The 13,639-nt window shown below is 41.4% G+C and carries 9 protein-coding genes; 3 read left to right on the forward strand and 6 right to left on the reverse strand.

Annotated elements, in window-relative coordinates:
- The first annotated feature begins 39 nt into the window (after nucleotides 1–39).
- Nucleotides 40–171 (forward strand): hypothetical protein, encoded by a 132-nt coding sequence (locus VK664_RS03815; protein WP_461397282.1) that lies wholly within the window; start codon nucleotides 40–42, stop codon nucleotides 169–171.
- A gap of 158 nt (nucleotides 172–329) precedes the next feature.
- Complete coding sequence (locus VK664_RS03820; RefSeq protein WP_461397283.1) at nucleotides 330–1,175, forward strand: pre-peptidase C-terminal domain-containing protein; 846 nt, start codon at nucleotides 330–332, stop codon at nucleotides 1,173–1,175.
- A gap of 187 nt (nucleotides 1,176–1,362) precedes the next feature.
- Here VK664_RS03820 and VK664_RS03825 read toward each other — a convergent pair whose 3' ends face one another.
- Complete coding sequence (locus tag VK664_RS03825; RefSeq protein WP_461397284.1) at nucleotides 1,363–3,372, reverse strand: glycoside hydrolase family 97 protein; 2,010 nt, start codon at nucleotides 3,370–3,372, stop codon at nucleotides 1,363–1,365.
- Between the two features lie 293 nt (nucleotides 3,373–3,665).
- Entirely contained in the window at nucleotides 3,666–4,247 is a 582-nt protein-coding gene (locus VK664_RS03830; RefSeq protein WP_461397285.1) for a 3-keto-disaccharide hydrolase, read from the reverse strand.
- A gap of 533 nt (nucleotides 4,248–4,780) precedes the next feature.
- Between VK664_RS03830 and VK664_RS03835 the strand changes: the two genes are divergently transcribed.
- The gene (locus VK664_RS03835) at nucleotides 4,781–5,356 is read left to right on the forward strand and encodes an RNA polymerase sigma-70 factor (protein ID WP_461397286.1); all 576 of its coding nucleotides are present in this window, start codon (nucleotides 4,781–4,783) and stop codon (nucleotides 5,354–5,356) included.
- Nucleotides 5,357–5,373: 17 nt separating this feature from the next.
- Here the strand turns inward: VK664_RS03835 and VK664_RS03840 are convergent, their stop codons facing one another.
- From VK664_RS03840 to VK664_RS03855, 4 genes are all read right to left on the reverse strand, one after another.
- Nucleotides 5,374–6,624, reverse strand: a complete 1,251-nt coding sequence (locus VK664_RS03840) for a polysaccharide pyruvyl transferase family protein (protein ID WP_461397287.1) — start codon at nucleotides 6,622–6,624, stop codon at nucleotides 5,374–5,376.
- A 410-nt stretch (nucleotides 6,625–7,034) separates the two neighbouring features.
- On the reverse strand, nucleotides 7,035–8,411 hold the full coding sequence (locus VK664_RS03845) for a polysaccharide pyruvyl transferase family protein (RefSeq protein ID WP_461397288.1): 1,377 nt from the start codon (nucleotides 8,409–8,411) through the stop codon (nucleotides 7,035–7,037).
- A gap of 63 nt (nucleotides 8,412–8,474) precedes the next feature.
- Nucleotides 8,475–10,178, reverse strand: a complete 1,704-nt coding sequence (locus VK664_RS03850) for a RagB/SusD family nutrient uptake outer membrane protein (RefSeq protein WP_461397289.1) — start codon at nucleotides 10,176–10,178, stop codon at nucleotides 8,475–8,477.
- 12 nt (nucleotides 10,179–10,190) lie between these two features.
- Nucleotides 10,191–13,583 carry a SusC/RagA family TonB-linked outer membrane protein gene (locus VK664_RS03855; RefSeq protein WP_461397290.1) on the reverse strand — a complete coding sequence of 1,131 codons (3,393 nt, stop codon included), beginning with the start codon at nucleotides 13,581–13,583 and terminating at the stop codon, nucleotides 10,191–10,193.
- Between the last annotated feature and the right edge of the window lie 56 nt (nucleotides 13,584–13,639).

A 13,639-nucleotide genomic window follows, 5' to 3' on the forward strand; every position in this document is an offset into this window, starting at 1 on the left:
CTGGCATCTTATCTAACGCCTGGTATCCTATTGACATGGATGGGCGAAACTGCTACCGGGATAAGAAGTGGTGAAAACAATTCATCCGGTACCTATACCTGGATAACTGTATTTACAGATGCAACAGGCAGGAAAGAAATTAAGAAAGGTATTGTTCTGCTCATAAGATAAGACAGAGACTCAATGCCACTTTCAAAATAACCGAACTTCGTGTATGCTTTGACGGTAAAGTGAAAGATGAGAACAGTAGATAGACTAAGAAAAGTAATCGATGGCTATTGCAAATCCCAGGTTTCGCTGATATATTTGTGAAAACGTACCCAAACAACATGAAAAAATCCTTCATGAGCAAGGCATGTCTTGCCCTGTTCCTCTCCGTTACCCTGAGTATTGCCTCTTGCGAAAAAGTGTCTGAACTGGATGAAGATATAGATGAATTGATTGATCAGACGCTTGGCATCAAAGCACTGACTGAAGACCTGAGCAAAACCAGCAGCAATTTCAATGAAATTAAAGGTTTCATGATCGACGGCAAGGATGCCTCGTCGGAAATCAAAGTTAATGTGTCTGCGGGTGTGCCTTACAGTTATGACCACAAGCGTTATACTTTGTCCGGCTCGGCGTGGACCATCAAAACCAATTCTTATTCCGGCACCATCGCGAAATCGTATTTCACCAACACCTCCACTGCCAACATTGTAAAGGTGAGTGTGCAGAACAATGTTCCCAGCTTATCTGTAAACGGAACGGTGGTTTCAAGCGGGTCTTCCTCAGGCTCTACCGGCGGTGGCACGGGTTCGGGTACTACTACACCTACTTCACAGGTACTGGTAGACAAAGACCTTGACGGCGATTCGTACGAAAAGAAGACCATTTCCTTTACAGTGCCTTCAGGCGTAAAATCTATGGTAATAAGAACCACTGAAAGCAACACAGCATATCGTAACACTGCCGACATGTTTGTACGCAAGGGTTCCGCACCGGTAGTAAACGGACCTAAGCCACCATCCAATACGCCCGCATACTCCTGGACGGCCGATTGCTCCGGCACTAAGCCTAACCGCGAAGACGAGGTTTGCACGTTCAACAATCCCGCATCCGGCACCTGGTATGTTACGCTGTATGGTTACAACACTTATTACAGCAGCAGGGTATTGGTTACCATTACCAAATAAAAATTCGGATCAACATATTAATCACCAGAAAAAGAGGCTGCTTCAAGTAAATTTGAGGCAGCTTTTTATTTTCAGGATCATCAGTCCTTACTACAGTTAAGCCTCGTCACATTTTTTAAAAGCATGCTTATGTTAACGGATTTGAAAAAATCCGCGTGTTCATTTTAAATATTGAATAGGCTGAAAATTATTCTTTGTCGATCCGGACCAGAAACCCGCCTCCGGGGGCAAGGTGAATATTTAATTCCTCCACTTTTTTTACCGGTACATTTTTCTTTAGATCATAGTCTGCGGCATACCGGTCTGCATTAACGCCATCCTTGCAGATCGTAGCGCTATAATTTCCATTATCAAGAAAGTCCAGCTTGATTTTGATATCGCGAGGCGACCAGTCAGTCATTGCAGCAATAAACCAATCATTATCTTTCTTCCTGGCTGTTACAATATATTCTCCCACTTTTCCATCGAGAATAATTGTTTCATCCCAGGTAGTTGGAAGATTACCGATAAGCTCCATGAAGTCGGGTTCTTTTAGTCCTTGCGAGGGATTGCCTGAGAAAAACTGCATGGGGCTGTCATATACAACGTACATGGACAGCTGGTGGCAACGTGTACCGGGACTGGTAACAACACCACTTACAGGTCTTGTACCTTTTTCTGTTGCATTATTCAGCAGGCCGGGTTCATAGTCAAGTGAACCCGAAAGCATTCTCGTGTATGCAAGAGTAACATCGTGACCGGGAGTAATCCTGTTGCTCCATGCATTAAATTCCGACCCCAACACCCCTTCCCTGGATACGGCATTCGGATATGTTCTGCTGAATCCTTTCGGTGGAAATGCTCCATGATACATGACCATGATCTTGTGATCGGCGCAGGCCTTTGCGATCCGGTGATAATAATTTATCATTTTCTGATCATCGCGGTCCATGAAATCAGTCATTATAAAGTCGACTCCCCATTTATTGAATTGGTCAAGTGCAGAATCTAATTGCCGGCCGAGCGTCATTGACAGCGTCCACATAGCTATTTTAATTCCCTTTTCCTTTGCATAAGCCACAAGTGTGTCCATACTTATGGCTGGATTTATTTTGAACAGGTCGTTATTATCGCTCCATCCGGCATCCATCATGATACGCTCAAATCCAAATCGTTTTGCAAAATCAATATAGTATTTGTAAGAAGCAGTATTGAGCCCTGCCCGGAAGGGTACATCAAAAAGATTGATATCAATGATCCATTCATCAGTAATTTGTCCGGGTTTTACCCAGGAAAAATCACCTGCAATCGTGGGTGCACCCAGGCGATACACCAGGTCGTTACCGGGAAGCGACTTGTCTTCTGGCGCAATGATTAAAACACGCCAGGGGAAGCTGCGTTTTCCTGATGTTCTTGCAATAAAAGGAGCACGTTTTGTCACGAGCATTTGCGAATAGAGCTCGTTCGTTGATTTTTCTTCAAGGGGATAGCCTGCAAAAACCCCTTTGAGTTTGTTAGTGCCGGTTCCACCTAAAAACATTCCGGGATAATCATAAAGATCAGATTCGGTGATAGCGATCTTGGGACCTGTTTGTGGTGCAACAAGCACAGGTGAATAACCCAGTACCCCATTTTGAATACTATCCAACCTTATGAGTGGATATTCTTCTTCAAAACTGGTATGAAAAATATCAATATTCGGTCGTTTTTTTACCGTGGGAAACCAGGCTGCAGCATTACCTGGAAAATTAAACTCCGCCAGTTCATTAATAACAGTTATTGAATCCCTGAATGAAGTGGATATTCTATAGGCAACCCCATCATCATAAACCCTGAACTCGACCTTGAAAGGTTTTTTAAACTGGATGGTCAGCAAAGAATAGATATCCGGTATTATTTTTCTTTTTTCCGGTACAGGAGAGATAATCTGTTCGTTAATTTGTTTTACCGATGACGAGCGAATTGAATTTGATGAGAGAGCTGAATTTCCCGCAGCGAGCGCCACGTTATTCTCCAGTTCCAGGTCAATTGAAGAAATATCCAATATGCGTTTATTTTCATAAGTAATATAATAATTCAACTGTTTTGCCATCCATGTTTTTACACAGATTTTGCCCGAAGGGGAATAAACCCGAATTGTGTCAATTGCCCGACTTTCGGTAAACACACTGAGAAAAGCGAGGATAAGAATACAATGCCTGCAACTGGATTTAATCATATTTTTGGCAATTCACCAATCGTAAAATTTATCAATTCGGGTACAATTTCGTGTTTTTCAGATCAGTTTCATTATCCGGCTTCTCTAACATATATTGGATGGATATAAGAAATGATCTTATGGCTCCGTTCTAATGTTGGCGGGAACTCCATACGCACCTGGGGCAGCAATAATTATTCAAATCACAATCTCCTTACTCTTATATTTTTAAGCCAAACTTTTTCGCCATGATGCTGGAACATGATAAGCCCATCGGACGATTTGCCAAAATCCGGATTTTTGCTATACTTGCTTTATAGAATCAGCTCTGTCATTTCAGGTGAGCCCATTTCATACTCCACAACTTTGTTACCATTGAGCCAATGCTCTACATGGTTGCCTTTCACGATTAGCTTTGCTGTATTATATTCACCAACCGGTTTCAGGTGTTTGTGCTGTGGAATAATAAGATCATACAGTGATCCTGCAGAACGTATAGCAGCTGTGTCGTTAAACCCTATATCGTCCAAAAGCTGCATTTCAAAATTATCAAGCCAATTAGGGCTATTGCCATTATTTGATTGATGGGCGGATGATTCCTTCATGTGAAAAAAGATACCGCTGTTTCCGGCTTTGGATACTTTCCATTCAAAAGCAAGTTCGAAGTTCTTATAAGCTGTTTTGGTGACAAGATCAATATTGGGAACACCCGTTTGTGTAACCAGGGCGCCATTCACAACCCGCCAAGCTTTGCCTGGAAAGCTGTCCATGTTATAACCACGCAATTTGCCGGTTGAGCCGCCATTAAATAAAGTTTCCCATTTACCAGTTTGAGCATTGGCCACATCAGTTAGCAAGAGCAAAAAGCTGATGCAGAATAAAAAAAAGATTTTCATAAATAGCAGTTGACTAGATGATAAAAAAGAATAACCGAAACGCTCTCATAGGATGTCTGAAACTGAAAACTTCCTTTTCCATCTTGGGGCAGGACAGGTCTGCTCAGAGTCATTGACCAGTAATTAAGTATAGGCCTTACTGTCCAGTAAGATAAAGGGTAAATGTGATTAATAATTACTTTCTGCATAATCCATCGGATTTTTGACAGCCTTATGATACATAATGGGGATATGAACGAACGCATTTATCATTCATTGAATCTTCTAGCTTCAATAAACGTTTTTTGATTGGATCAAATCCAGCTTCATGTGACTTAATGTTATTAGCTGAGCTCCATGTGTGATCACTCATGTACTATTGTTTGGACGTTCGGAATGCCAGGAAGGCAGCTTCCTGTACTGCTTTTACGTAAATAAATTTTAGCTACTCATTTAGGTGATAAAAATATACTTTCATAATTTATATAATTCGCTCGCCGCATTGCTGGTTTCATAATTACCATTAAATTTATACAGACTATTTATACCAAAACTTGCCATTAGAAAAAGACTTGCTGATTAAAATTACCGAAGGCGATGAACTTGCCTTTAAGCAGTTTTTTGAATACTATGTAAAAAAAATTTACCAGTTTACACTGGGCTATGTTAAACATAGTGCTGAAGCCCAGGACATCACGCAAACTGTCTTTATAAAAATTTGGGAAAAACGATCTGAAATCAACTTTTCCCAGTCAATTGATGGTTTTGTTTTCACCATTACCTACAGAGTTATCATTGATGCGTTCAGGCGATCCAGCTCTAAATTCCCCGAAAAAAACAGACGGGAATTTTCTGACAATATGGCTTCGTCTAATCGTTCCGATGACCTGTTACATGCTCACCAACTTGAATCGTTGTATGAGCAATCACTTCGGAATTTGCCACCGAAAAGGAAGGAAATTTTTATACTAAGCAGGCATTTTGGGCTTTCAAACCGGGAAATTGGAGAACGCCTTGGCCTCTCCGTAAAAACGGTAGAAAATCAAATGACTGCAGCCCTGGCTACTCTTAGACGATTCTTTTTAAATTCAGACCTTATCCCGGCAATCATCTTGTACCTGTTTTATTAACCGGCTGAAAAATTGAGTTAGACCTTTGCCAGGCTCTTTTTTACGATTTCCATAGTGGCTTTCTGTCTGCCCACCACTATTTTCTGTGCTTCGGCTACTTTTTGTTTGGCTTTTTTGGGATTCTTCGCCACCCACAAAACGGTTGGTACAATGTTTTTAACTTCGTCATCCACGTCATGGTCAAACAGCCATTCACCCAATCCTATATCGCGCCACATAATTCCTTTACTGGTCTGTTCTTTAAACCGGCACACTATCGCGGGAATGCCATGCCCGATACACATAATGGGAGAATGTTGTTCATTGCCAAATATACCGGCCGAAAGTTTGTAAGTACTAAGCGCTTCATCAGTGAGCCAGTATCGATCGCGCCAAACAACTTTACTCTTGATATCATCAGGCAATGGATCGTACAACATTTCCTTACCTATTGCTACCTGTGTCTGATCTTCCGGAACGATCAGAATTTTCAGATCTGTTTGCTGCACTACTGCGATGATGGCATCCCGTAATGGTTTGTGATCATGTTCTTTCATGGCCTGGTTTCGGGCATCTCTTTCCGCGTTGAAAGCGGCGTTCTTGCTAGGAATTAACCAATAAGGGGTATTGCGATATTTAGGAATTACGCACATAAATTTCCCTTCTTTTAATCCATGCTCTTCCAGGAAAGTTTTTGCTGCAACATCGTTCAGTATATCAGTAGCAAATGCACCATCGGGTCCAAACTCCATTATTTTTGATGCAGCTCCATTAGATTTAGCAAAGTTCAAAGAAGCTGAATCCCTGAAAAAAGCAAAATCCGCCTTTGTTAGTAACTCTATCCCTTCCGGAGATTTATCGCTATAGGTAATTCCATAGATGCCATACGGTTTACCGGTTTCCTTTGACCAGCGGGCAACATCAGTTTTGGCAACCAGTGAGGGCCCTGATCCATGCAGGAGAAAATCACATTCGCTGAAAGCCCGGGCCACAGCTTCTTTGTCCGCACCCGTAAAAATTTCAAGGTTTGGAAAACGTTTTGAAATTATTTCTTTCGCGCCATTGTCCAGGGTATTTGCCCAGAGACGCACTTCTGCATCCGGAACATATTTCTCCAGCAGATGAAGTACACCGGGTGTATGCGCTATATCACCAATGTTTACCGTTTGCCAGCCAGATCTTAAAACGATCTTCTTTTTAGCAAGCCCTGCTTTTAAAAAATCCGGGAAAGTGGTTAACAGTCCCAATCCAAGGGTACCGTTTTTGAGGAAATGTCGGCGTGTTTGCATATAAAAAAATTAGTTAGAAGATTTAGTTAATCAGATAATTAAGTTGCTCAGATAAATTTGTGGTCAGATATTTTAGTTAGTCAGAGAATTTATTTAGTAAGACAAATTCCGTTGCCCAGAATTTAGTTGCTCAGAATTTTGTTGTTAATAGAACTTAGTTAATCGAAAAATTAGTTAGTCAGATACTTTGGTTACTCAGATAATTGTAGTGATTTTAATACTTTGGACGCTTACTGCATACTTTTTTCTAAATGCTCCGGAAGTTTTCTGCATAAGGATTTTTATTAATGACTTAGGAAGATTACTGTATATCGTTTGTTTTAGTTATTTCGGAAGCTTACTGTTTATTGTTTTCCACTAAATACTTCTAAGCTTACTGTATACTGTTTTTACCAAAGACTTCGGAAAGCTTATTTCATACTGGCTTTGATATGGTTCATGGATGCCCTCTGTCTTTCTTCCACCACCGCCATGGCAGCTTTTACTTTTGTTTTTGCCGCAGGATAATTTTTAACAATGGTTGAGAGCGCAGACACCAGTTCATCCGTCTTTACCACATCAATATCAAAAAGCCATTCAGGCAAACCGATATCTCTGAACATCCAGCCTTTGCGGCCGTTAGAAACCGGCCTGGCGTGCAGTATTGGAACACCTAAAGTGAGTGCCATAATAAGAGTATGTGGCTCCATTCCAAATACCACGCTGGCATGTTGCAAAATACCCATGGTTTCATCAGCATTTGTCCACCACTCTTCACGGCACACTACATGAGATTTTATATCTGCGTCCAGCGAATCATACAATTGAATTTTTCCCTGCAGCCCTTCTTTCACTGCTTCAGGAAATATCAATACGCGTTGCCCCGTATTTTTTACCCAGTAAGTAATCATTGCTTTCACTTTGTCGAGCCGCAAGCGGTCTTCCGCCAACTTTTCCGGGGTGGAACTAGGGTTCATCAGGTCGCCTGGCTTACCATCCTTCGAAGTATTGGTTCGGATGTTCACTGCCAAAAACTTTCCTTTCTCCAGTTTATTGGCCTGCAGGTAACGGAGCCCTGCTTCATTGTCAATAACATCAATTCCAAAACATCCATCGGGTGCAAACTCAAGAACCCTGGGTTTGAATGCATTTTCTTTTACAAACGCCAGTGAGTTTTTATCACGGCAATATACAAACGCAGCCCTGTTCAATACATCGCGGTAAAACAACATCGAAGGGGGTGCCATTTTATCAAAGGACTGCCCATATGGTCCAAACGGTATCTTGTTATTGTAACAATACAGCATAGGCGCTAACAAACCAATCATGCCATCCCAGTTATAGTTAAATAGACCATAGTTGAAACTCATGCCGGAGTTGTGGATATACATATTAGCTTTATCAAAAGCTTCTTTCAAATCGCTGTTCATAGGCGAATCTCCTTCCGAAAATAACCCGCGAACTATTTTTACTTTCGGAAAATATTTAGCTACCAGCGCTTCTGTAATAGGCCTGGGTGCTGCGTGCCAGAGTACAATTTCTGCATCCGGGATATAGCGTTCCAGGAGCCGGATTGTGCCGGGTGTATGGCCAATATCCCCAACATTATAATCATTCCAGGAAGAACGCAGCAATACCGTTTTAGTTGCACTTCCTTTTTTCTCTGGTGCGTTTGAAGTATTAACTGGTGCGTTTACAGTATTCGCAGGTGCGTTTGAATTAGTCGCAGCAGTAACAGATCCGAAAGCCAACGGAAGCAAACCTAATCCGGATTTCTTAAGAAAATCTCTTCTTCCCTGGTTAGTCATACGTTATTATTTGTGGTATCCATATTCGTTTGAATATAGTTCAGGTAAATTATCTAAGGAAGTTCAATAACCGGGATTTTGTTGGAATACCGCATCTGTATTGGCATCTATCACCTTTTGTGGTATTGGCCAAAAATTGTTGAAATCGCGGATGGTATTTCCGGATGATGGTCCATTGGGAACAGAAGGTTTAGAATTATATTTTCTTACCCGATCAACCAGGCGTCCCATCCGGATAAGTGTTCTCAACCGGGGTTCTTCTACCACCAGTTCCCTTGCTCTTTCATCGAGTATATAATCTTCCGTAACGGCAGCAGGTAATACGGGAATAGCCTTGGCCCGGTTTCTAACCACGTTAATATCGGCAGCTGCCATTGTCAAATCCCCCTTGCGGAAATATGCTTCTGCACGAAGCAGATAGGTTTCTGCTACCCGCATGCGACTAAAATCTTTTACGGAGTTTCCATTAAGATTATTGTTACCCAATTGTGTGCCTTCAATTTTCCGGAAATAAGGATAGTATTGTCTTAATGTATCTACAATGATATTGGTGAGTGAACCATCAAGTTTTACAATAAATAATTCGCCATTTGGCGTCGCTCTTCTTGTTTGAATCAGCTTACCGAAATATTGATTATCTGCCGGGTTATTGTAATAATAATCACGCCTTATATTGAACCTGGAATTTCTGATATCCGTATTATCTAAACTCCAGACATCATATTTAAGATAATTTGTAGGAGAGTTAACGCCAATTCCACGGCCTAAACTATCATTAGGCAGGCATGCTATATTATTCGGAGAGCGCAGGCGGTCATACTCAGGTCCCCAATATCTTATACTATTGTTAGCGGAACTTGCACTAAAACTTCCGCCAACAGTAAAATTTTCAAACTGCCATGCCCACATTACTTCTTTATTACCTCTCGACTTGTTGATCTGTCCATCTGCAAAAATATCGGAGAAAACATCTCCTGGCCTTGAGGCAGCAGCTCCGAATCTTGCAGTCATGATTTCATAATCTCCGGCTTCTTTGCTGATAACCTTGGATGCGGCCTCAATAGACTTATCATAGTTAGATGCATCCTTAGATTCCATCCCGATTGAAATATAAATTTCGCTTAGCAGGTGATAAGCTGCCGCCCTTGGTATTCTACCATCCGGCACAGTAGTAGGTAAAATAGCAACAGCTTCTTCCAGGTCCTTTGCTGCAAAATTTAGTACCTCCAATCTCGGGCTGCGCACAAAATCAAATTTTGGTTCAACAGTTCGTTCCGCCACAATGGGAACACCGCCATAAATATTAGCCAGGAAATTGTAGGTATATGCCCTGAAAAACAGTGCCTGTCCTTTTATGTTATTTCGTGCATCCGTGTCGATTGGTAAATCCGGGTTGTCAATATCCTCCAGGATCTGGTTTGCCCGTACAATCATTTGCTTATAAGCCCAATCCCAGTAAATGATCGTAGCATCTAAATTCGGATTAAGTAAGCTGTAATCTTTGTTTCCACGAGAATCGTTTCTTCCCCATTGGGTTAAATCGGTACCCACCGTCATGTATTCAAAATTGTTGGAAGCGATAATATGTTCCTGCCTGGCACCTTCATATAATCCTACAACAGCAGCATCATAACCGGCTTTATTGGTGAGCAGGTTCTCCGGGCTGAACCGATCCAATGGAACTTCATCCAGGTAGTCTTTACCACAGGAAAAACTAAATATGGCTATTGCGATATATGCGAGGTGTAATTTGTTTCTGTTTTTCATAATCACGCGCATTTAAAATGAAATATTTAATCCGGCTACAATTGTCCGCAGCAATGGCCCATTATTTCCAGGGCCTCTTCCACCTCCTCCATACTCAGGATCCCATCCTTCCCAGTCTGTCCAGGTATAAAGATTTTTACCACTTACATATACCTGGAGAGCTGACATCTTTACTTTACTCAGTAGTTGTTGCGGGAGATTGTATGAAAGCGAAACATCCTGTAGTCTTACAAAACTTCTGTCACCATACAAACCATAACCCAGCGGATTGCGATAATTAATGCGTGCTGCAGTGTTGATAGGATTTTCGGATGTCCAATAAGGCAGGTCTAAAAAGTTTGCCTGGTCGTAAAAGTTGCTACCAGGATTTATTAGAGATGAAGAACTATAACCACCCTGTCTAATGTTAAACACAAAGGAAAATTGGAAATTTCCGTAAGTCAGCATATTGGTTATTCCCATATTGTATTTAGGCTGGTTGCTACTAACTACTCTTCTGTCGGCAGGAGTGATTACGCCATCAGGAACACCATTGGGACCGCTGATGTCTTTGAATTTAATATCACCGGCTTTCGCCCCCGGAATAGAGGACAAATCATCGCCTTTTTGAAAGATGCCGTCAAAAACATAATCGAAGTTAGAACCAAGGGGATGACCGATGAACCAGCCGCTGGCAATATCGTCATCTTCAACTCCATCTCCATTAACATCTCTGCCAGTGAGCGCTACAATCTTATTCCTGTTGAAAGAAAATGCAAGATTGGTACTCCAGCCGAACATTTTCTTCTGAATGTTTACGGTTTTAAGATCAACCTCAAGTCCATAGTTTTTTGTTTGGCCGATGTTTCTCAAAAATGATTCAAAGCCATTGGTATTCGGAATAGTCTGGTTTAATAACAGATCAAATGTATTGGCAGTATAAAAGTTGATTGAAGAAGTGATCCTGTTCGAAAAGGCCTGCACATCTACTCCAAAATTAAAACTCTCTGTTGTTTCCCAGCCCAGGTTTGGATTGGCCAGGGTTGTTGTATACAAACCGACCGTTGATGCACTGCCATCGCCAAAAACATAATTTGATTGACCCACCTGGCTAAGTGAAGAATATTCACTAACGCCACGGTTTCCATTCCTTCCCCATGACGCACGAAGTTTTAGAAAATCAATTTGATTAACATTTTTGAAAAAATCCTCATCACTAACGTTCCAGCTCAGTGCTACAGCGGGGAAAACACCATATTTGTTACCTGCACCAAACGCTGAGTACCCATCTCGTCTAACGCTCAGCGTTAACAAATATTTACTTCTAAAGGCGTATCCCAGCCTAGCCATCGCTGAATTTTGTTTGTTCTCAGCTCCGCCCGATTCAATATTATAGCTATCGCCTATCTGGAGTGAATTGTAGGTAAGTGCATTATTGAAAATATTCTGGCTCGAAAAAAATGAGAACTGGTTTTTAAATTCATAGATGCCGTAAAGCAGGGTCAAGTCGATGTCGTGATCCTTTGCTATCAGCTTCTTATATTTCAGGATATTTTCTACGGTTACATTCTGACTTTCACCAATTCGTTTTGAGCCCGATCCCAATCGGTTTAAGGGCTCGTAAGAATTGTTATAGCCGAATTGTTTGGAGTCGGTTCTTGTATAGCCGGCATTTAGTTTATAGGAGAGTCCTTTGTAGATATTTACATCTGCGTAGGCATTGGTGAACAAAATATTTGTAACGGATTTGGCGTCGTTCAGGGTATGACCCAAAATAGGGTTGGATACCAATCCAAGATCCTGCGGTAATGGTCTTGGCGAAACACCGTCATCGAGATAAAGGCTTGCAAAAGGACTCAAATAAGTAGTAGCAGTAAGGTCGGCTCTTACGCCCGAATTATCCCTGGATGAATAACCTGAATTGATTCCGATTTTCAGCCAGTCGGTAGCATTCACAGAAAGATTTAAACGTGTAGAAATCCTGGTGAAATTATCTCCTATCACCGGCGATTTGGCGCTTGATCTTGCGCCGGAAAAAAAGTAGTTCACCCGGTCTGCTTTTCCTGAAACGCCTACTTCAAAATTTGACATAGGTGCATACTGCTTTATTTCTTCAAATGGGTCGATAGAAATTCCGGCGTCAATATTTTTTTGTTCAATTGGCTGAAAAGGAACGGGCCCACCTTCTGCAATTACCGCGTCTTTCCTGGCAGCGAGGTATTGTTCTGCATTTAATAAATCTGGTTTATTGGCATAGTCTGACACACCGTAGTAAGAGTTGACTGTAAATTTCGGTTTGGAAGATTTTCCCTTCTTGGTAGTAATTTCTATAACCCCATTTGCTGCCAGTGAACCATAAATGGCGGTGGAACTTGCATCTTTTAAAATATCGATGGATTCAATGTCACTTGGGTTTATATCTGCTAAACTCCCACCTGCATACATGATACCATCCAATACAATCAAAGGGTTGTTATCGGCGGAGATGGAATTAATACCACGAATAATGATATTTCCCGACTGTCCCGGTCTTCCATTATCTGTCATCTGCACACCGGCAGTTGTACCTCTTAGTATCTGCGCTGCGTTCATATTCGGCTGCAGTCTTGTTTCTTCGATATTTACTCTTGCAACCGCCCCGGTTAAATCTTTCTTCTTCGCTGTACCATAACCGATCACCACTACTTCACCAAGACTGCTGGTAAGACTTTTCAACTCTATCGTTAAGTCTGCGATATTCCCGGTTAAAGTCATTTCCTGTGGCTCGTATCCAACATAAGAAAACACCAGTATATCGCTTTCCTTATTCGCTTCTATAGAAAAACGACCTGATGTATCTGTGGTAGTTCCGGAAAGCGTTCCCTTTATGTTTACGCTTACCCCTGGCAGTGGCTTTCCTTGTTCTCCCAATACCGTTCCGCGAATAGGGATAACAAGCGCTCTGTACTTGCTATACTCAGTAGTAGCTTTATCATTAGTTGCCTTATAATTATTAACAGGTTCATTTGCCGGCAAAGTAGTTTTCACTGCACTATAAACATATTCTGAAGGCGTGACCCGGGCGATTTTGCCATCTGTTGGAACTATAATGATATAGGTGTCTTTTTTTACTTTCCTGAATTTTAAGTGAAAGTCTTTCAGCAGTTTAGTAAGCGCGTCTTCCGCATTGGATGAAGTGGACCATGGGGCTTCGGTTTTTACCATAAGGCCATTCACCATGCTATCATCGAATAAAATATCAACGCTGTAAGTTTTCCTGATTTGAAAAATGGCCTCACGCAAATGAAGGCTTGTGCCTTTAATTTGTTTGTACTGGTTTTGTTTGCTGTTAACAGCGTAATCCTGGGCTCTAAGGAGTAGTGGCAAAAGAAAAAATACCAGGGCAGTGATAAATTGAAATTGTAAGTGCAGGGTTTTCTTTTTCATAAACAATCGTTTTGCTTTTCTAATCAGCATTTACATTAAATGAATTCAGTACACGG

Origin of the sequence: Flavitalea sp., from assembly GCF_035489435.1 — a bacterium.
Lineage (GTDB): Bacteria > Bacteroidota > Bacteroidia > Chitinophagales > Chitinophagaceae > DATHKG01.

Coding starts and splice junctions, on each gene's coding strand:
- VK664_RS03815 (WP_461397282.1), top strand. CDS start 40: ATGGGCGAAACTGCTACCGGGATAAGAAGTGGTGAAAACAATTCATCC.
- VK664_RS03820 (WP_461397283.1), top strand. CDS start 330: ATGAAAAAATCCTTCATGAGCAAGGCATGTCTTGCCCTGTTCCTCTCC.
- VK664_RS03825 (WP_461397284.1), bottom strand. CDS start 3,372: ATGATTAAATCCAGTTGCAGGCATTGTATTCTTATCCTCGCTTTTCTC.
- VK664_RS03830 (WP_461397285.1), bottom strand. CDS start 4,247: ATGAAAATCTTTTTTTTATTCTGCATCAGCTTTTTGCTCTTGCTAACT.
- VK664_RS03840 (WP_461397287.1), bottom strand. CDS start 6,624: ATGCAAACACGCCGACATTTCCTCAAAAACGGTACCCTTGGATTGGGA.
- VK664_RS03845 (WP_461397288.1), bottom strand. CDS start 8,411: ATGACTAACCAGGGAAGAAGAGATTTTCTTAAGAAATCCGGATTAGGT.
- VK664_RS03850 (WP_461397289.1), bottom strand. CDS start 10,178: ATGAAAAACAGAAACAAATTACACCTCGCATATATCGCAATAGCCATA.
- VK664_RS03855 (WP_461397290.1), bottom strand. CDS start 13,583: ATGAAAAAGAAAACCCTGCACTTACAATTTCAATTTATCACTGCCCTG.